This is a genomic window from Haladaptatus sp. HS23, from assembly GCF_056892285.1.
The window spans coordinates 131,697-149,959 of the sequence record NZ_JBXGLH010000006.1 but is presented as its reverse complement, the minus strand read 5'-3'; the positions used below and the strand labels follow the sequence as shown (position 1 = coordinate 149,959).

Annotated in this window: 20 protein-coding genes; 11 read left to right on the top strand and 9 right to left on the bottom strand. The window is 49.8% G+C overall.

Going from position 1 to position 18,263, the window contains the following annotated elements:
• Positions 1 to 55: 55 nt before the first annotated feature.
• The 3 genes from AC1XDK_RS17145 to AC1XDK_RS17135 are packed head-to-tail and all read right to left on the bottom strand — an operon-like array spanning position 56 to position 2,617.
• The gene (locus AC1XDK_RS17145) at positions 56 to 520 is read right to left on the bottom strand and encodes an acyl-CoA thioesterase (protein WP_483351183.1); all 465 of its coding nucleotides are present in this window, start codon (positions 518 to 520) and stop codon (positions 56 to 58) included.
• On the bottom strand, positions 513 to 1,232 hold the full coding sequence (locus AC1XDK_RS17140) for an acetate--CoA ligase family protein (RefSeq protein WP_483351182.1): 720 nt from the start codon (positions 1,230 to 1,232) through the stop codon (positions 513 to 515). Before AC1XDK_RS17140 ends, AC1XDK_RS17145 begins: the two co-directional genes overlap by 8 nt.
• On the bottom strand, positions 1,229 to 2,617 hold the full coding sequence (locus AC1XDK_RS17135; RefSeq protein WP_483351181.1) for an acetate--CoA ligase family protein: 1,389 nt from the start codon (positions 2,615 to 2,617) through the stop codon (positions 1,229 to 1,231). The genes AC1XDK_RS17140 and AC1XDK_RS17135 overlap by 4 nt, the downstream gene beginning before the upstream one ends.
• 355 nt (positions 2,618 to 2,972) lie before the next feature.
• On the opposite strand from AC1XDK_RS17135, the gene AC1XDK_RS17130 reads away from it, so the two are divergent.
• Positions 2,973 to 3,479, top strand: a complete 507-nt coding sequence (locus tag AC1XDK_RS17130) for a gamma carbonic anhydrase family protein (protein ID WP_483351180.1) — start codon at positions 2,973 to 2,975, stop codon at positions 3,477 to 3,479.
• Between the two features lie 55 nt (positions 3,480 to 3,534).
• The gene (locus tag AC1XDK_RS17125; protein WP_483351179.1) at positions 3,535 to 4,497 is read left to right on the top strand and encodes an MBL fold metallo-hydrolase; all 963 of its coding nucleotides are present in this window, start codon (positions 3,535 to 3,537) and stop codon (positions 4,495 to 4,497) included.
• Between the two features lie 536 nt (positions 4,498 to 5,033).
• Here AC1XDK_RS17125 and folP read toward each other — a convergent pair.
• Positions 5,034 to 5,873, bottom strand: coding sequence for a dihydropteroate synthase (gene folP, locus AC1XDK_RS17120; RefSeq protein WP_483351178.1), 840 nt, complete (start codon positions 5,871 to 5,873; stop codon positions 5,034 to 5,036).
• A 1,373-nt stretch (positions 5,874 to 7,246) separates the two neighbouring features.
• On the opposite strand from folP, the gene AC1XDK_RS17115 reads away from it, so the two are divergent.
• The 3 genes from AC1XDK_RS17115 (at position 7,247) to AC1XDK_RS17105 (ending at position 9,937) form a co-directional block, all read left to right on the top strand.
• The gene (locus AC1XDK_RS17115; protein ID WP_483351177.1) at positions 7,247 to 8,230 is read left to right on the top strand and encodes an MBL fold metallo-hydrolase; all 984 of its coding nucleotides are present in this window, start codon (positions 7,247 to 7,249) and stop codon (positions 8,228 to 8,230) included.
• A gap of 118 nt (positions 8,231 to 8,348) precedes the next feature.
• A complete protein-coding gene (locus tag AC1XDK_RS17110; protein WP_483351176.1) occupies positions 8,349 to 8,798 on the top strand; it encodes a MaoC/PaaZ C-terminal domain-containing protein in 450 nt (149 codons plus the stop codon).
• 299 nt (positions 8,799 to 9,097) lie between these two features.
• Positions 9,098 to 9,937: an acyl-CoA thioesterase gene (locus AC1XDK_RS17105; protein WP_483351175.1), complete on the top strand. Its 840-nt coding sequence runs from the start codon at positions 9,098 to 9,100 to the stop codon at positions 9,935 to 9,937.
• Between the two features lie 283 nt (positions 9,938 to 10,220).
• On the opposite strand, the gene AC1XDK_RS17100 is transcribed toward AC1XDK_RS17105, so the two are convergent.
• The gene (locus AC1XDK_RS17100; protein ID WP_483351174.1) at positions 10,221 to 11,039 is read right to left on the bottom strand and encodes an enoyl-CoA hydratase/isomerase family protein; all 819 of its coding nucleotides are present in this window, start codon (positions 11,037 to 11,039) and stop codon (positions 10,221 to 10,223) included.
• Between the two features lie 122 nt (positions 11,040 to 11,161).
• Positions 11,162 to 11,935, bottom strand: a complete 774-nt coding sequence (locus AC1XDK_RS17095) for an SDR family NAD(P)-dependent oxidoreductase (protein ID WP_483351173.1) — start codon at positions 11,933 to 11,935, stop codon at positions 11,162 to 11,164.
• A gap of 237 nt (positions 11,936 to 12,172) precedes the next feature.
• Between AC1XDK_RS17095 and AC1XDK_RS17090 the strand changes: the two genes are divergently transcribed.
• The gene (locus AC1XDK_RS17090) at positions 12,173 to 13,828 is read left to right on the top strand and encodes an acetate--CoA ligase (RefSeq protein ID WP_483351172.1); all 1,656 of its coding nucleotides are present in this window, start codon (positions 12,173 to 12,175) and stop codon (positions 13,826 to 13,828) included.
• 455 nt (positions 13,829 to 14,283) lie between these two features.
• Here AC1XDK_RS17090 and AC1XDK_RS17085 read toward each other — a convergent pair whose 3' ends face one another.
• On the bottom strand, positions 14,284 to 14,565 hold the full coding sequence (locus AC1XDK_RS17085) for a 2Fe-2S iron-sulfur cluster-binding protein (protein WP_483351171.1): 282 nt from the start codon (positions 14,563 to 14,565) through the stop codon (positions 14,284 to 14,286).
• Positions 14,566 to 14,567: 2 nt separating this feature from the next.
• A complete protein-coding gene (locus AC1XDK_RS17080) occupies positions 14,568 to 15,050 on the bottom strand; it encodes a GNAT family N-acetyltransferase (RefSeq protein WP_483351170.1) in 483 nt (160 codons plus the stop codon).
• 303 nt (positions 15,051 to 15,353) lie between these two features.
• Between AC1XDK_RS17080 and AC1XDK_RS17075 the strand changes: the two genes are divergently transcribed.
• Genes AC1XDK_RS17075 through AC1XDK_RS17055 form a run of 5 tightly spaced genes read left to right on the top strand, consistent with a single transcriptional unit; the run spans position 15,354 to position 17,800 of the window.
• Complete coding sequence (locus tag AC1XDK_RS17075) at positions 15,354 to 16,274, top strand: Phenylacetic acid catabolic protein (RefSeq protein WP_483351169.1); 921 nt, start codon at positions 15,354 to 15,356, stop codon at positions 16,272 to 16,274.
• Complete coding sequence (locus AC1XDK_RS17070) at positions 16,271 to 16,639, top strand: metal-sulfur cluster assembly factor (protein WP_483351168.1); 369 nt, start codon at positions 16,271 to 16,273, stop codon at positions 16,637 to 16,639. Before AC1XDK_RS17075 ends, AC1XDK_RS17070 begins: the two co-directional genes overlap by 4 nt.
• Complete coding sequence (locus AC1XDK_RS17065; RefSeq protein WP_483351167.1) at positions 16,636 to 16,845, top strand: phenylacetic acid degradation PaaB family protein; 210 nt, start codon at positions 16,636 to 16,638, stop codon at positions 16,843 to 16,845. Before AC1XDK_RS17070 ends, AC1XDK_RS17065 begins: the two co-directional genes overlap by 4 nt.
• Positions 16,842 to 17,606 (top strand): Phenylacetic acid catabolic protein, encoded by a 765-nt coding sequence (locus AC1XDK_RS17060; RefSeq protein ID WP_483351166.1) that lies wholly within the window; start codon positions 16,842 to 16,844, stop codon positions 17,604 to 17,606. The genes AC1XDK_RS17065 and AC1XDK_RS17060 overlap by 4 nt, the downstream gene beginning before the upstream one ends.
• Positions 17,603 to 17,800: a PaaD-like zinc ribbon domain-containing protein gene (locus AC1XDK_RS17055; RefSeq protein WP_483351165.1), complete on the top strand. Its 198-nt coding sequence runs from the start codon at positions 17,603 to 17,605 to the stop codon at positions 17,798 to 17,800. The genes AC1XDK_RS17060 and AC1XDK_RS17055 overlap by 4 nt, the downstream gene beginning before the upstream one ends.
• Here AC1XDK_RS17055 and AC1XDK_RS17050 read toward each other — a convergent pair.
• On the bottom strand, positions 17,797 to 18,231 hold the full coding sequence (locus AC1XDK_RS17050; protein WP_483351164.1) for a pyridoxamine 5'-phosphate oxidase family protein: 435 nt from the start codon (positions 18,229 to 18,231) through the stop codon (positions 17,797 to 17,799). The genes AC1XDK_RS17055 and AC1XDK_RS17050 overlap by 4 nt on opposite strands.
• Positions 18,232 to 18,263 lie beyond the last annotated feature (32 nt).

Below are 18,263 nucleotides of genomic sequence, written 5' to 3'. Positions count from 1 at the left end.
GAAATTCGAGATGGCGTACCTTCGATAGAGAAAGGTTACTCAACAGACGGATGGGTTAGTTGACTGCGTAAGGTTTCAACGCCGCTCGGAGGTCATCGGGAATTTCCATCGATTCACCGCCTCCCTGTTCAGCACAGACTCGCTGTTCATAACCGGAGAACACCACCTCATTATCACAACGTGCGATGTAATTAAATCGCACAGACTTGGTGCCGAGACTCGGAGTCAGTTCGACCGTCACCTCGTCACCGGCACGAACCGGCCGCATGAATTCAAAGTCAATCTCAACAATCGGCAGTCCATATCCCTTTTCCTGGCAAATCACCCAGATAGGAAATCCGATCTTTTGCATAAACACGTCCGCAATTTCATGAATGGAGTCGATAATCCGTGGATAGTGTGCAATTGCATATGGGTCAGTATCGGAAAATCGAACTGTCCAGACATGCTCGAACGTTTTAGACGCAGTCTCCGTCTTAGTATCACCGTTGTCGCTTCCCATATTCTGTTCCTCACTCATTATTAGGATCCTCAAGTACAATAAGAGCGTCAAGCGCCACCGATCCATCCTCGGACACGAGCACAGGATTCAGGTCGATTTCTCGGATCATCTCACGCTCAACCAGCAAGTCACCGACTGCGCTGACCGTTGTCGCCAATGACTCTAGATTAGCGGGTGGCCGACCACGATAGCCCGAGAGTAGCTTCGCTGCCTGTAGCTCCTTTAGCGCGCGCTCAGCTTCGTCAGCTGAGACAGGGGCAAGTCGGTGGCTAGTGTCTTCGAATACTTCTGTGAAGACACCGCCGAGACCCATCAGTACGACCGGACCGAACGAAGCATCACGCAAACCGCCGACAATTACCTCTGTTCCAGCGTCAAGGTCGGCACTCTCCTCAATAAGGACGTCTGCGTCGATGCCTTCTGACTCGGCAGCATCGAATATGCGCTCTGCCGCTGCTCGAATGGTATCTGAATCCTCAAGGCCGACTACGACTCCCGCACCGTCTGCCCATTCGCTCTTGTGAGTGACCATCGGCGACGATACTTTTACAACGACCGGATACCCGATCCTCTCTGCAGCGCTGACGGCATCGTCAGGATCCGTGACTATCTCAAAAGATGGGGTCTCAACGCCAATCTCATGTAGGAGCTGTTTCCCTTCGGCCTCAGTGAGTGTCGATCTTCCCTGATTCTGAGCTTGTTCGATGGGTTCTTGAATACGATTATTCATTGTTCTCTCTCTTCTGCTGCATTCACATTCATGGAATCCAATGCTTGTCGGTCCGCACCATACTGAGCTAACGCAGCTGCTACGTCCGCACCGCGCTCAGGTGATGGGAACGTTGGAACACCAACATTTCGCAAAGTGTCGAGGTCGGAGGCGACGCTTTCGTTGGGACCGTCAGTCGCAAACAATACCGGCTTGCCGGCAGCTTCGGCGAGGCCATCAACCTTGTCAACCGGATAGCCGAGAGCCTCCTCATGTAGTTCGTAGACAAGCACTACGTCGACATTCTGATCATTAGCAACCGCCTCAATAACCTCACCGAACTCGGGCATCGGGCGGCCGGTGTCAACCGGGTTTGCAGCATATGTAATCCCAGGGAGGATTTCGTCGATGGTTTCCTGGGTTGACTCCTCCAGAGAAGGTAAGGCAGCTCCAGCACCCTTCAACCGATCCGCAATGATAATGCCAGGACCAGCTTGTGCAGTCACGACACCGACGTTGGGGCCCGTCGGTGTCGGCGACGACGCTAATGCTTGACCCACATCAAGCAATTCAGTCGTAGATTCGACCGATGGAATACCGTACTGACGGAACCCACCTTGGTAGAGATCGTGGTCACCCGTGAGTGCACCCGTATGGGACTCGGCAAATTCCCCGACGTCTTCCTTTCCGACTTTGTATACAACGACAGGGGTCTTGGAAGACCGACATGCCCTTAGTAATGCACGGCCGTCATCAGTGCCTTCCACATGAAGTACGATGGCTTCCGTCACGTCGTGGTCATCGAAATAGCCGATTACCTCCGCAAAGTCTGTGTTAGCGCGATTTCCAAGGCCAACCATCGCTGAGAGGCCTCGGCCTTCTCGTGCTGCACCAAATGCCAAAGAGTGGGCGACACCGCCACTCTGGGCTACGACAGCAACGTTTCCGGGTTTGAGGTACTCGACACCGCTAGTAAATGACGCCATCAACCCAATTCCAGGGACGACGAACCCACTCGTGTTTGGTCCAAGTAGGCTGATACCGTATTTATCTGCGACTTCGATTGCGGCATCTTGTAGTGCTTCCCCATCATTACCTGCTTCGGCAAATCCACCGGCATAGATGACTGCACCCCTAACACCTGCCTCTCCACACTCTTTTAGTACGTCAGGGATAACCGATGCCGGAACACAGCACAATGCAAGATCGACGGTGTCATCGATTTCGGTTACGGATTCGACAAAAGGTTCACCAAATAATTTCCCCTCCGTAGAGGGGTTCACTGGGTAAACTGGTTTGTCGTACTGTACTGTATTTGCCATCGCCTCATACCCGATTTTCCCTTCGGTTTGAGATGCGCCAACGACAGCGATCGCCTGCGGTTCAAATAACTTCCGGAGTGCCACACTAAGACATCTGTTAGCGGTTGGCTTAGTGTTTTCCCACCGCTTCATCGATACCTCTGGAATGCAAAATAGGTCAAAAGCGAAGAATCCTGTAGGAGGTAACATCACGGAAATCAAGTTGCCGTAGAGGACTCTTCGATGCAGTGGAGGTTGTTATATCCTAAAGAGGGTTCGAGGAGGTCAGATAATAGTGGTTGCTTGACGCTGTAATCTTGATTGTAAGTAAGATTCAATACATCCTAATAGCGGCTAAATCAGAGGTACCCAGTTGTCAATGCTAACAACGGTCCGAACCAAGACACAATCCGTCGATCACGGCGCAAGAATCATGTAGGTAATCAACAGATGTATAGATATGCAAGAATCGATACTTGGATCGTCGCCAATAGTAGCAGACTCAGCGTTCGTTTCTAAGATGTCCTACCTTATCGGGGATGTTACTGTGGGAGAAAAGTCGAGCATCTGGCCGTTCGTCTGTCTTCGGGGAGGCGAGGACGAAGAGCCTACAATCGTAGGCGATAAATGTAACGTTCAGGAATTCTCGATGCTCCATGGAGCTACCCTTGAAGACAAAGTGTCTGTCGGTCACAGTGTTGTCATCGACTACGCGACCATCCAAGAACACTCGCTCGTCGGAATAAACAGTGCCGTACTTCAGGATGCAACAGTCGAAGCGAACTCCCTCGTCGCGGCGGGAAGTCTCGTTAGACAGGGTCAAACCGTCCCGGAAGGACACCTTGCCTACGGTGTTCCGGCGGAGACGCGTCCACTGAGCGATGCTCAACGAGCAGAGATCGAAAAGGTGTGCGAACACTACCTCAAGTACGGGCAGAAGTACAAGCAAACCGGACGATTCGAATGACTACAAGAACAAGAGAGACCAAGCGACGTACCGATCAGGATGTGTTCGCGCGACCATGACCGCATTTCGCATTGCTCACGGGCACGGTGGTCCCGAAGGTGAAAACAGTACATACGTATTTCCCGAACGTGGGGTCGTCATCGACCCTGGCCCACCGGGTGACGTACCGTACACGACACTCCGTACTGGACTCGCCGACCATGGAGTCGACCTCTCTACAATTGACCATGTAATTGTAACTCACTGGCACTCCGACCACACGGGTCTTGCACCACGTTTAGTGGCAGCTGCTGATGCCATTCTCCACCTGCACACGCAGGATGCCCCCCTAGTTCGCAAGTACGCGAGCGAACGAGATCGTCGACTCACGCGAGACGTAGCGACGCTCAACCGGTGGGGCGTTCCAGACTGGGTTGTCTCCGACATTCGCGAGAGCGATACGCCGTCATCGATGCCTGACTCTGTTCCAGTCGCTGGACACAAAGACGGAGATACTGTCGCTGGTCTCACGCTTCGACACACACCGGGTCATACGTGCGGTCATGTCGCCGTTCAAGCGGATCAAACTCTCTACACCGGTGACGCGATCCTTCCGATGTATACGCCGAACGTTGGTGGAAGCGACACCCGTACCGAGGGTAAGAATCCGCTTGCGACGTACCTTGACACCCTCGACACACTCATAGCGTTGGATGTTGATCCCTGTGCACGTCCTGGCCACGGCCCAACGGTTCACCTCGCCAAGCGTATCAAGACGACGAGACAGCATCATCGAGAACGCGTTCGTGCCGTCGCGGAGGCGACATCTGCGGATGGTGTCATGACACCCTGGGATGTTGCTCAGACGCTCTTCGGGGAAATGTCCGGTATCCACGCGAAGATGGGTGCGGGAGAGGCTGCTGCTCACCTCGAGTACGCGGAAGCGATTGGCCTCGTTGAGCAAGTCGCTGACTGCCCGATTGCCTATCGAGCGACAAGAAAGGCAATCGACGCGGTCGAACTGTCCACGCGCTTCTAAGACCCTATTTTTCTTCGGTGTAGACGGCATTCGTTCGTCAGATTTCTCTCCTTCTCTTATCTCCTAGTCATCTGATTTCATTAATTGCAAATGACGCGTTAGTGCCTGTGCGGGCGCTCTTTCGAATCACACCTCGACGTTTCGAGTAAGCAGTGCGACTTTCCTTAACTTGCCCTTTTGTCATACGATCGGTGTGGCCGGATATTTGTAATGGCTAGTCCTGGAAGCTCTCGCTTCCTACACTCTCGTTATGGGCTAGTCTGCCAATTATTTGATGACGCCGAAAGTATAGGCTTTCTCCCCGTCAAACAGTTCGCTTGTGAAGATGAGATCTTTGGCCTTCCCCGCACAAACCTTCTGGATGAATCGAGAACAGCCACCGAGTTCAGGGGTGAGACTGATGTTGTGTTTGGAGAACCCAGGCGTTATTTGAAATTCCGATTCTGGAGCTCGCATACCGAAATAAGGTTGAAGCCGCTGCTAACGCAGGTACCGTCGATTGCGGCAACCACTGGCTTCTCTCGGTTCTCAACGCCTCACCTGTCCGGCTGACGACTCCACAATGCTTCTGCCGTCTGGAGTGCACTGACGGTTTCAGCGACATCGTGGACTCGTACGATGTCAGCACCGTTCTCTGCAGCGACTAGGTGAGCAGCGAGACTTGGTGAAACTCGTTCGTTCGGTAAGAGGTTAGTGAATTTCTCTATGAATGACTTTCGCGACGCGCCTATGAGCACAGGTAGGCCAAGTTCGACGAATTCAGCAGTTCGAGCAAGTAATTCGAGATCATCGTCCTCAGTCGTTGCGAACCCGATTCCCGGGTCAAGTATAATTTGATCATCAGAGATACCTGCTGCGCGAGCGTCTGCGACTCGTTCTTTTAAACGCTCACGGACATCAGCAACTATATCAGTAGTGTCAGGTTTGAATTCGGGGTCAACCGGTAAATTGACCGAATCCATAAGTACTGCTTTGCATTCGTGGGTAGAAACAAGCGATCTCATATCTGAATTACCAAGCCCATTTTGGTCATTGATGATATCGACACCAGCATTGAGTGCCGCCTCAGCGACGTCAGAATCGTATGTGTCAATTGATATATGTGATTCGATATTGGGCTCAGCGCAAACGCGTTCGACAACAGGGAGAACTCTATCCAGTTCTTCCTGCGTGGAGATAGGATCCGCTCCAGGACGCGTACTTACACCACCGATGTCAATGATATCTGCACCCGCCTCACTAATTTTGCGAGCTCTTGCGATCGCATCCTCGATTGTTGTATATTGACCGCCATCAGAGAAGGAATCTGGCGTGACATTTAGGATACCCATCACTTCTGTCCGATCTGAGTTCCCAAACACCTGTGTTTTCTTCATACTACTACTGTATGTTATTGCTTGATTCGAATAAATGTAGTGAATTAGGAACTATGCACACAGATCTACGCGTTTGATGATATTGGCATTCGACTTAATCGTCGTACGAGCGTCACCGATTTCCTCAAAGAGTAAATCAGTAATGTCAGCTACATGTATTGTTGTGCTGGCATTCGCGAGTACGATTTTACGTTTTACATCTGTGATCTTTCCTGTGAGCAACCTTCAAAAGTCGTCCGCATTCTTTCAAAAGAATCATCCCAAAATCGAGTTAATGTTATAAGCTTGAAAACAGTTCCCGTGTTGTCGGTGACATCTACGAAGCTGGCCTCGTCGTGGATAGAAATTTCATCGACTCTGAATCAATAGACAATGAATGAGTGCTTAACCTATAGAAAACAGCGATACACATAATCACATCCCAGGATTTACTTGTTGTGTACACATATTCAGTAGTACGAATGATTTCGAATGAGGAACCGCCACTTACCCCTCTCGCGCAAGAAGCACTCGATGCGCTCGCCGTAGCATTTCCGAGTGAGCGAGGGATTACGTATGAACATGCGTTTGCGATTCTCAACGAAGAAAAGGATCTCGATCGACCCGCTGCGGAAGATATCGTTGAACGGCTCTACATGCGAGGCCATATCTACGAAGTCGAGGGGAGAATTCGATTGACTAATCGCCAGTCTAATAAGTGAGAACTCTTTTTGTCAGTAGAAATAAAATTAATCAGAATGAGGATTGAATTCTATTCGACTAATTATTGCATACAAAGATTCATAGTCTGTAAATACAGTAATGGATTTGGCGATATTATCGAACACAACAAACTCGGGTGTAGCAAGGTTTCTTCCCAGAATAAGAGTGAAGCAGTAGAACCAGTGTAGATTGAGAAGGACAAAGATAAAACACATCTATTTATATCGGTATACTTTACAATCTTTTATTAGTAATACAACGTTCAGGGGCCGGACAGTTAATTTTGATAGGCACTGTCTAGTTAAGGGATTCTGTTGTAGAGTGGCGTTTCAGCGTCTTTAACGGGAGTAGCGAGCGAACCACTTTGTATCATCATGGCTAGGTTTTCGGTGAAGCAGCCGAATTCCGTCTTCTTACAGTGCAGCCAATCTAGATATCAAAAATCAGTCACCTATGATCGCTGGGTAACACTTCGCCACCCGTACCGCTGTTGCTTGGTTTTCCGTATCTAGACAGTGCCCTTTGATATTATCTAATTTCATGTTGTATCTACTTAGAATCCTCAATTCCTAAAAAGAACGCGAGAGTTTATTCTCTATTTTAAATCAAGGCAGTTATCTATCCGGGTAATATCCTAGATTATTATTATTGATCAGTACATCTCACTAGTCGTGATTGTCGACGCGATCCAGCTGAGCAATAAAGAATTCGAAGGAAAGAACAATGCTTACCTACTTCATGGCAGCGAAACTGCTCTAATCGATACTGGTGTATCAGTGCCTCAAACAGAAGAAGCACTTCGGAAGGGACTTAATGATCATGACCTGCGAGTGGCTGATCTCGACCATATCCTCTTGACGCATTTACATGAGGACCACATCGGCCTAGCAGGATCTTTCCAGCAAGAGAGTGGAGCAACCGTCCATGCTCACACTGCTGATGCGCCGCTCATTTCACGAGAATCGGAAGCAGTCAATCAATTTCGTGAACAACAGCGTTCATTTTTCGATCGGTGGGGAATGCCGACGACTGCCCAACGTGAGTTACTTGACTTCCTGAAACAGCACGATAAACTACGTGACGAACCCGCCGACCCCGTGATGCATACCAATGGCGACGTTATCACGGTCGGGGACCAGCAACTAACCGTCGTCCATACGCCTGGTCACACAGCCGGCCATATTGGTTTTGCATTCGAAGCCGACAATGGAATGGCGCTGTTTGCTGGTGATGCACTTTTACCTCACTATACACCAAACGTTGGTGGAGCAGATGTGCGCGTTTCAGATCCATTAAAGTCGTATCTTATCACACTACGCCGGATTCGAGATGCTGGCTACAAACGTGCTTACCCCGGACACCGACACGTCATCGACGCTCCCGCAACTCGAGCTCAAGAAATCATCGATCATCATCACGAGCGGAGTCAGCGCATTATTAAAATCTTGTCTGAGCAGTCGGCTATGGATGCATGGACGGTTAGTGCAGAGCTATTTGGTGATTTAGACGGGATTCACATTCTTCATGGTCCGGGGGAAGCGTATGCACACCTAAACCATCTTTCTAACAACAACCTTCTGTCTGAGGAGGGTGGAATGTACACCACGAAACCGGACGTACACCATCGACTTGACGATCTATTTAAAGACATATAATAGATCAATCACATTTAATTATTTTTGCCTTATTTAAAGAGGTGAAAAAATCAAATGTACATTAACACCTGGCAGGAAGGCCAAGACTTTTGTTAACAAGGGATAATAGATTAGTTTGATGAAGAAGCTTTACTACGAGGATATTGATGTCGGAGATGTCCACGACTTGGGAAGTTTTACGGCCAAGCGAGACGAACAAATAGAATTCGCTGAACAGTGGCACCCTCAACTACTCCAACCGGACGAAGACATGTCTATGGAGACGTTACAAGATGACATTATTGTGAGTGGCTGGTATCTTGCAAGCTCATGTATGCGCTTATTGGTGGATGAGTTTCTGAATGATACAGCGACATCTGGATCGTTCGGACTTGATGAGGTACGATGGCCGAATTCTGTTAGACCGGGCGACAATATAGATGTCACGTGTCTAATCACTAAAAAAACCGCTTCAACATCACACGAAGGTCGGGGGAATATTGAGTTCGAAGTAACGGGAACAAACGAGGATGGCGACGAAGTGGTGTTCTGGCGTGCAACGAATATCTTCTCACGCAAAGATCATTGATATTTTTTATATGCCGAAATTGAGGTAGAGCTTACGACTAATAGCAGATATTATCTATAAAACACCTCGCTGTACTTCTTTTGAGTTTTCTCTCCTGAACCCCGCGCTTGAGTACCGATGTTGGTTTGAACTAATCTCCGAGTTCCTCATGGAAGTATTATTTAATTCTTTGTATCGGGCAAGATTGTTACTACTCGACTCATATGGACGTACGAACAAGGTGTAATTAATAGTATAGAGACCGGAGTTCCTACTCAAGATCCATACCTTAATAATCATTGATCACGACTCCTCGGAACATGCAAACTATTGTTGATCACCCAGTGCAATTCGGCGAACTTGTTGGTCCGCTTGTGCATGGTGCATCATTTTTTGATTGGCAGCTGATTTCTACACAAGAGATCGCGAGGGCTTTCGATTATTCTTTCGAAGAAATCCTTGCTGCTGACGGAATCCCTTATGCACCCGTAATAGTCCATACCTCGATTGATCGATATCCAACGATTGGTGAGACCATAACCGTTGAAACAAAACCGACAAATGTGGGGGATTCTAGCATTGAATTACTGTATGAGGTAGTCAACGGCGACGATGAACAGCTAGCAACAGCTCGGATGACTCATGTTACGATTTCTCCTACTGGAACTGCATTACCGCTACCCGATCACACTCGCTCGGATTTCATCGATGCTTGTGTTGATCGAAGTCCCGAAGTTGGCGCTGTGAAAGAAACCTCCAGTAAATCCAATTACCCATCATTTTCCACGGCATTCGATATTCGCAGTCCACATATAGAGGGGGCAGAACTTGCATACTTCGAAGAGTATCCTCGGTTTGCGGACATTTCGCTCGAAGAGTTCTTGTGTGAACGAGGAACAAGCCGTGCTGAATTACAAGGTGAAAAGCAACCGTATCATCTCCGAAATTGGAGCTGGGAATTTTTATCCCCTGTGTATTTCGAATCAAGGTTGTCAGTCTCATGCGACGTTCTTGAAGTGGATAATGAGACTATCCAAATTGCCCACGAGCTATCGAGTAATGGGCAAACGAACATCAGGGGTATCACCGAATACGGATGTTATGATCGATCGGGATATCCCATTTCTTTTGATACAGAAATGCTCATGCCCTTTAAGTAACACGTATTCTCGGCCTTTGAACCGAGTAACACGAGTTTACCGTTCGAACGTGTTCTAGGATATCTGGTCAGAACAGCAGCGAAGTTCCTCGATGCTATTACGCCAGTAAACTTGTTCGAGTAGGTCTGTTACAGCCCAAACCGGCGTATTGGGAATATGTTGGGCGCTGCTAATACGGTACCCTCTCTTTTGAGTTTCAGTCACCGCTCTCACCCCAATATCTTTCTCACAAACTATCTTTTCTTTAGACGTAAAAATTCAACCGGGCTGTGCTCTGAGAGCGCTACTTCCCTTGGTAGTCTGGCTCTCGCTCTTCAGCGTATGCCTCCATCCCTTCAGTGTAGTCTTCAGTTTCGGATAGAGTGACCCAGATGTGGCCCCCGTAATCGAGTGCCTCTTTATAACCGACTTGTCGAGTCATGTTCGATGCGTCCTTGATGCCACGAAGAGCAAGGGGTGGCTTGCTCGCAAGCGTCTCCGCGAATTCCTGAACAGCGTCATCGAGTTCATCAGCAGAATGAACTTCATTTAGTGCCCCGTATTCTTTTGCCTCTTCTGCACTGATCTGCTTCCCAGTCATACACAGTTCTTTTGCCTGACTTACACCAATAATCGTCGAAAGTCGCTGTGCAGCCCCGCCTCCGGGAAGGAGGCCGAAGTTGACTTCTGGTTGTCCGAATCGACTCTCCTCACTCGCAAAGCGGAAGTCACAGGCAATGGCGAACTCAAATCCACCACCCAAACAGAGCCCATCGATTTTTGCGATCACTGGGGCATCATATGACTCGATCGCATCCGTTGCCTCGCAGAAGAGGTCGGGTATTTGTTTTCGCTGATCGTGGGTATCGAGGCCTTTCATTTCGTTGAGATCAAGTCCACTACTGTAGGCACGATCTCCAGCGCCAGACATAATCACGGCACTAACCGCGACGCCGTCAGCCTCTTCATCGACCTTCTGGAACTCATCAAAGGCAGCGATGACCTCTCGCTGCATTGTTTCGTCGATTGCGTTCATCGCATTGGGACGATCGAGAACTACCTCACCAATCCCAGATTCATCATCGAAGCTCCACGAGATTGTGTCGAATTCGCGTTCAGACATCAAACAGGGTTTATCGACCCATCCATATATACTCTAGGGGAATGATCCAGCAAGATACAAGATAACCAGAAGAAGTCGTGTCACCGGAGCTACCAAGGATATTCTTCGGTTCTGAACGTCGATTATCGTCGAAGATAGCCTCCGTCGACGTGAACGACTTCGCCGGTCACCCAACCAGCTATGTCGCTCGCTAAGAGTGCAACAATATTTGCGACTTCCTGTGGCTCCCCAACTCGCTTGAGCGCGTATGACTCCGAAATTGAGTCCTCATACTTGTCGATCCATTCTTCTGTAGCCTGTGTTCGAACTGTGCCTGGGGACACACAATTGACACGGATTCCCTCACTGCCCACCTCTTTTGCGAGTGTCTTTGTGAATGAAACGTTTGCTGCTTTCGCTGCTCCATAGATCGAAAGTCTCGGATCATTCCCGCGATATGAGCCACTAGCGAAGTTAATAACTACGCCCTCACCTCGTGCAATCATCGCCGGGAGAGCGGCGTGAGTACAGTTCAGAGTGCCATACTGGGCAACCCCAATCAAAGTATCCCAATCTTCGGGTTCGGTCTCGATGAATGATTCTGCTCTCGCGATACCGGCATTATTTACAAGTATATCGATCGATCCCAACTCATCCTCGACAGTCTCGACCATCTCTTGGGCATCGTCATACGCCGTCACATCGGTCTCGACTGCAATTGCGTTGACGTCGTACTTTTCTTCGAGTTTGCGTGCATTTTCGCTTGCCTTCTCCTCGGCGACGTCTGCGATGGCGACGTCTGAGCCGAGAGAAGCGACGGTTTCACCGATTGCCGTCCCAATTCCTCCCGCACCGCCCGTGATACATACGATTTTCCCGTCTAACCGAATCTGTTGTTCGATATTAGGCTGACCCATAGCGACTGGTTAGTCGTCGATCTCACAGATATATCCAGCGATTATTCGAATCGACCTCATACTATATATTTTTGATAAGAGAGTGCTTACGCACAACGAACGTGTTCCTATGACCACTCATTTCTAGTATGCAATGGCTCGAGCTCTGACTCAGCCATCATAAATAATAATTTAAACCCAAATTCGGAGGGTATATCCGTAAGGTATATTCAGTCTAACCAGAATGGTACAGACGGTATGCAAGTTAATATCCCGCAGGATTTCCTGCCGGATGCAGAGGAGCGCCCAGATTTCATCAATCCACTTCCGGAGATCCATTACCCAGAACAGGTGAACGTCGCGGTTGAATTAGTCGATAAACACGTCGACGAAGGACGTGGAGATAATGTTGCAATATATTTCGATGACCGTGAGATCACCTATAACGAGTTACAGACCCTAGTGAACAAATTTGGGAACGCACTTCGAGACCGAGGGATTGAATCTGGAGATCGTGTTTTCGTTCGGTTCCCAAACCGTCCGGAAGCAATAATCGCATGTCTCGCTGTGCAGAAGCTCGGGGGTGTGCCACTGCCGTCCATGAAACTCCTCCGGGCGAAAGAAATCACGTACATAATGAACGATGCCGAGGTTTCGGCAATCGTGGTATACGGCGGTCTTTTAGATGAAGTTGAGCAGGCACTAGACGATCTCGAGACGGTTGAAACTGTTATCGTTGCAGATCGATCTAATGACGTTGATCACGATCACCTCGGTTTCGACGACGTCATCGACGAGGCATCATCCACACTTGACCCGTACGAAACAGAGCGTGATGACCTCGCTCTCATGCTATATACGAGTGGAACCACGGGTCGACCAAAGGGCACGTTCCATACTCATCGGCAACTGCTAGCTACTGCAGATGGCTATGCAAAGTATTGCCTTGACCCGTCAGAGGAGGACGTATTCGGTGGGAATCCACCACTACCGTTTGCCTATGGGTATGGCGACTTGGTCACATTTCCCCTTCGATTTGGAGCAAGCACCAGTTTAGTCGAAGATGCGAATCCAGAGACGCTTCTCAAAGCGATTGAAAATCATGGGATTACCGTATTCTGCTCCATTCCGACGGGGTTCAATCAAATCCTCGCAAAGAACCCAAATGGACCAGAAGAGTACAACGTATCGTCCCTTCGACTTGGACTAAGCGCGGGTGAGCCTTTGACATCGACCACATTTGAACGGTTCAAAAAGGAGTATGGAATCGAATTACTCGACGGTATCGGCACAACCGAGATGCTGCATATCTTCATCAGCCACCGCCACACAGATGACATCGATTCGAGCGCGACTGGCTTTCCCGTGCCTGGATACGAGTGTAAAATCGTTGACCCCGATACCGGAGAAGATGTTCCTCGCGGCACACCCGGGTTACTTGCCGTTCGCGGACCAACGGGGATGACATATTGGAACCGTCCAGACAAGCAGGCCGACGTCGTAGAAGACGGTTGGAGCCTCCCAGGAGATATCTTCGTTCAGCGGGAAGATGGTCGCTTCGAATATAAGTCCCGTCGCGGTGATCTCATCATCTCAAGCGGGTATAACATTCCAGGTCCAGAAGTAGAAGAGGTACTGGAAGGGCATGATGCAGTAAGTGAAGTTGCTGTAATCGGGAGCCCGGACGAACAGCGGGGGCAGATCGTCAAAGCGTACGTCATCCTCAATTCGGGATACTCGTCTAGCGAGGAACTCATCAGCGAACTGCAGAACAAGGTGAAAAACACACTTGCACCATACAAATACCCCCGAGCGGTCAAGTTTGTCAAGCAGCTTCCGCGAACAGAGACTGGAAAAATACAACGAAAAGAACTTCGTGAAAAGGACCAAGCCCAACTCGATTCAGCGGTATAACTGATTGTATACACTGATCCGCCATCACCGCATTGACGCGACCTTATTTTTAGTTGTAGTGTATTGACCTCGTGATGAATCCCTCAATATCCGGGTAGTAGCGGGTTTTGGGCCCCATTTGGCCGTATACAATTAGCGTATTCGAAATAGTATACGCCAAGTAGTAGAGGTTCCACACCGCACCTTGGCAAATATGACCGCGTTTTCAAAATTAGATCAACGACCCCACACACCGGATCACAGTACTAATCGTATATTGATATCGGCCGGAACTCACACACCAGATCTTAGCAACTGTAACAGTATTTGATTGGTATCGGTCGCCGCCCCCTATTACAACACTACGACTGTAATCCTGTCTGAATACGCCTATCGTATACATTACTAATTCGAATTTGGATATAGCCTTCATCAAAGTATGGAACGAGAATAGCGTCTAAAATGGCGAGTTTGCGTTACGGGCTCTCTTGTGTTTTGATTTTGAGATCTGATCGGGGTTCTGCGATACAGGTAAGTATGTACCCTTCCTCGCGCTCGCTGTCAGAGAGAAACATAGCCTCGGTCTGGTCGACCTCGCCTTCAAGCACCATTCCCGCACAAACCCCACACACCCCCATTCGACACTGATACGGAAGGTCGAGGCCGGCTTGTTCAGCCGCTTCAAGAATGGGCTGATTTTCTGTGACTTCGACTGTGAGGCCTTCATCCACGAATTCCACTTCGTAAGTATTTACCATTGTTACTTGAGTTGTTTCTCGAAGGTGTGTTCCACAGCACGTAGGCCGTACGATTCGTAGATTTCGCTCGCGTTCTTATCCCCTTCGATAACGTTGATGCGGTAGAAATTGGCTTCCCGAGCGGGGTCGAGGAACCACTCTTCGGCTGCTTCGAGGAGCGCTTTTCCAACACCTTCGCCACGGATTCGATCCTCAACGTAGTGCCCGTATACATGTCCGTGATTCTCTAGTCTGAATATCGGATGATTGCCGGTGATACGCGCCTCCAGAATCCCCACTAGGTCGCCGTCATGTTCTGCAACGATGACCGTGCCATACTTTGAGTCTACGAGTTGGTTTTCGAAATATGAAAGCCATCGATCGTCGGCCGATTCGTTGTGCTCGTATCTATCGTCGAATCCAGCCAGATGGTCGGTGAACCCGTGCCAGAGTTCCACTAATCCCTCGCCATCATCAACCGTGGCATGTCGGATATTAAAATCCATACTCGCGAGATGAACAGGTGGAGGTAAATAGGTTATCCTCGATAACTCGATTGCACCACTATCTTTGTGATGAACCTCTGGAATAATAGAACCAATGTGGTGAGATCTTATGTCCAATTCAAAAGCGTTGATTACCCCGGAATTGGTAAAAGTCAGAACGAGTAGGCGACCGGAGATTGTCCTGCCCTGCAATAGCTGTTCAGCCGGTAGTGAGTCTCTGTAGGCCGATTCGAGCTTTGTAATTGGATTCTCCCAAAGGGTTATATGGTGGTAGCAATAACGATTGCACGAGGAAGCCAAATTATGGTTAGCGAACGGAAGTTCAAGCAAGAGCTGCAAAACGGTCGGATGATCGAGTCGACCGAAGAGATGACCGAGGGATACCGAGATGCCTTGAAAACCATCCTGAAGGTCTCTGGGGACACGGAGCTAATGAGCGCTCCAGCGTACTACGAGCAATCACTCAACGCCCCGAGTTTGAATGCACGCACATCATGTGTGAGCGTCGTTCAGGACGAGCTCGGACACGGCCACATCGCCTACCGACTCCTTGAGGACCTCGGTGAGAGCCGCGAAGAGCTCGTATATGGTCGGGAACCCCACGAGTTCAGGAACACCTATGGATTCGACCAGAAGATCGAGAACTTCGCTGAGCTAGTCTCCGCACACGGCTTGTTCGACCGAGCTGGAATCGTTCTCCTAAGCGACGTTCACGAGAATACCTCGTACGCACCTTGGAAACGCGCGTTGACAAAAGTAAGTAAGGAGGAGCAATTCCATCTCCGTCATGGTGAGACTTGGATGCGCCGACTGGCGACGAAGAACGAAAAGACAAAGCAGAAACTGCAGGATGCTGTCGATTGGATGTTCCCCATCGCAATCGAGTGGTTCGGCCTTCCGGACGACCAGAAGAAACACAGCGACCAGATCGAATATTCAATCAAGGGACTCACTAACGACGAACTCCGTCAGGAGTGGATGAGCCGATCGGTGCCTCTCTGTAACGAGCTCGGTCTAGATGTGCCGGCCCACTACAACGAGGAAACAGAGGAATACGAGCTCGAGTACGACTTGCCAGTTGCGTACGATGCAGAGAACAAGCAGTGGCTATTCGATGAACCGATTTCCTGGTCCGACGTAATCGACCGCTGGCGGGCTCGCGGTCCAGCGAACGAAAAATATGTTAACATGATCCAATCCGGGAAGCTGGAGGGTCTTGCGTGAGCGTAAACACTGCAGGTAGTGATGATTTCGATGTCGGGCCAAGCCAAGACACTTCGGGGTTTGAAAAGCACCTTTGGGACCTTATCGATGAGATCCCAGACCCACACATCCCCGTGAGTTTGGTGGAGATGGGGATGATTTACGACGTAAGTGTCGACGGGAGGGACGTTACCGTCCAAATGACGTTCCCTTGCATGGGATGTCCCGCCTACGAATTCATTCAGAATGACATCCGAAGTATCCTGAGACCGGTCGAAGGCGTAGATTCGGTAACAATCGATATCGTGTGGGACCCTGTCTGGTCAAAAGATATGCTCGAACCGGAGGTCCGAGAGAAAATGCGTGAATCCGGGATAAGTCTATGAGATACGAAGTATTTGCACGTGTGAACGCAGGTGACGAAACCCTGAACGTCGGCCGCGTTGAGGCCGACAACGATCGGCTAGCGAAGTCCTACGCGCGGACGACATTTAACGAAGAGGACTGGGATTATATGTCAGTCGTTGCCGAGGAGAACTTGGTGGAAGTGACCAGTAACCCGAAAGCGCCATCGCCCGAGGTGGATGCATGAGCGAGTGGAACGAGGAGACAACCGAATACGTTCAAGCCATCGCAGACACAAAGCTGCTGCTTTCACATCGATATGCGGAGTGGATGCTTGCCGGACCGTCCCTCGAAGACGACATCGGCGGGGCGAGTGCCGCACAGGACGAAGTCGGACACGTGAGACAGCTGTTCCGGGAGCTCGAACAACAAGGTTCGGAAAGCGAGTGGCTCGAAGGGGATCGATCACCAGAAGAGTTCAACAACGCAGCGACCTTGGACACCGAAAGTGAAAGCTGGGAGGAGTTCTTAGTGACGGTTGCAACGACGGACCGAGCCGTCTGGTACATGCTCGATTCGATCACGTCCAATAACTTAGAAGGGATGATTAGCAAAATCGGGGAAGACGAGTACTTCCATCTCGACTACCACGACGCTAAACTCCTCACGCTCGCCGAAGATGACCCAGAAAGCACTCAGTCAATGCTCGAAACAGCACTCCCGAAGGTTCTGGCCTTTATTGGCCCGTCCTCATTCGACAGTGAGTCAGACCCAGTAGTTCAGGCCGGATTCACTGACAGATCGGCCGCCGAGCTCCGAGAAGCAGTCTTAGCTCACTATGAAGACCTCTTTGCAGAGACGGACGTAGCTCTCGATTCCGTCGACCGCTTAGGGCCCTCTGTCGAAGAGTGGAACCAGGAACGCCGGCGAGTCGGTAATGGCGGAATCGATCAGTCAGTTATCGACTCTCTCGTCGGCGTTCGAAACAAAGAGTTCGCAGCCGAATGAGCATCGTGACTAAAAAGCCAGTAGACGAACATGATGATTTCCAGCCTGAGTGTCCATTCTGTGGGTCAAATGATGTCAAGAAGGAATCGGATTTCGGGTCGGAGATTTCAAAGACCCAATACTACTGCCGTGACTGCCGAACCATGTTCGAACGTATAAAATACGACGGTAAACGGCCAGATACTGGTCGTTAGGGACTGAGTTTCCTGAAATCCCACGACACTTTGGACTTGGGTTCCAGCGCTATTTTCACTCTGGCATGGCCGCCGGAGTCTGGAATCGATTTGACCGTCCCGAACAATGCCCGTTCGATTGCCTTCTCCATCTCACGGTCATCGATGACGGTTGCCTCACCGCGCCACATCAGTCCATGATGTTGTGAATACTCACTCGCACCAGCGTCAATGACAGCTGCAGCCTTGCCGGTAGATCTGACGTTTGCTGTCTTGATAGAGTCTTCATCCGTTTCGAAACAGAGGAGACCATCGATCTCCGCGAACGCTACCGGGACGACGTGCGGAAGTCCATTCTCTCCGACGCTCGCAAACCGCATCACTGGCGCGTTCTCAAGGAGTTCATGTCGTTCGTCATCCGTGAGGGATATCTCTTCGTAGTTTCGTGGCACAGTTTGATTTCGGCAGGGATCCGGTTCAACGT

Bases quoted from the DNA above. Each gene is read 5' to 3' on its own strand.
- AC1XDK_RS17090 (WP_483351172.1), top strand. From the start codon at position 12,173: ATGCAAGTTAATATCCCGCAGGATTTCCTGCCGGATGCAGAGGAGCGC.
- AC1XDK_RS17085 (WP_483351171.1), bottom strand. From the start codon at position 14,565: ATGGTAAATACTTACGAAGTGGAATTCGTGGATGAAGGCCTCACAGTC.
- AC1XDK_RS17140 (WP_483351182.1), bottom strand. From the start codon at position 1,232: ATGAATAATCGTATTCAAGAACCCATCGAACAAGCTCAGAATCAGGGA.
- AC1XDK_RS17075 (WP_483351169.1), top strand. From the start codon at position 15,354: ATGGTTAGCGAACGGAAGTTCAAGCAAGAGCTGCAAAACGGTCGGATG.
- AC1XDK_RS17145 (WP_483351183.1), bottom strand. From the start codon at position 520: ATGAGTGAGGAACAGAATATGGGAAGCGACAACGGTGATACTAAGACG.
- AC1XDK_RS17060 (WP_483351166.1), top strand. From the start codon at position 16,842: ATGAGCGAGTGGAACGAGGAGACAACCGAATACGTTCAAGCCATCGCA.
- AC1XDK_RS17110 (WP_483351176.1), top strand. From the start codon at position 8,349: ATGAAGAAGCTTTACTACGAGGATATTGATGTCGGAGATGTCCACGAC.
- AC1XDK_RS17095 (WP_483351173.1), bottom strand. From the start codon at position 11,935: ATGGGTCAGCCTAATATCGAACAACAGATTCGGTTAGACGGGAAAATC.
- AC1XDK_RS17055 (WP_483351165.1), top strand. From the start codon at position 17,603: ATGAGCATCGTGACTAAAAAGCCAGTAGACGAACATGATGATTTCCAG.
- AC1XDK_RS17105 (WP_483351175.1), top strand. From the start codon at position 9,098: ATGCAAACTATTGTTGATCACCCAGTGCAATTCGGCGAACTTGTTGGT.
- AC1XDK_RS17130 (WP_483351180.1), top strand. From the start codon at position 2,973: ATGCAAGAATCGATACTTGGATCGTCGCCAATAGTAGCAGACTCAGCG.
- AC1XDK_RS17125 (WP_483351179.1), top strand. From the start codon at position 3,535: ATGACCGCATTTCGCATTGCTCACGGGCACGGTGGTCCCGAAGGTGAA.
- AC1XDK_RS17100 (WP_483351174.1), bottom strand. From the start codon at position 11,039: ATGTCTGAACGCGAATTCGACACAATCTCGTGGAGCTTCGATGATGAA.
- folP (WP_483351178.1), bottom strand. From the start codon at position 5,873: ATGAAGAAAACACAGGTGTTTGGGAACTCAGATCGGACAGAAGTGATG.
- AC1XDK_RS17080 (WP_483351170.1), bottom strand. From the start codon at position 15,050: ATGGATTTTAATATCCGACATGCCACGGTTGATGATGGCGAGGGATTA.
- AC1XDK_RS17065 (WP_483351167.1), top strand. From the start codon at position 16,636: ATGAGATACGAAGTATTTGCACGTGTGAACGCAGGTGACGAAACCCTG.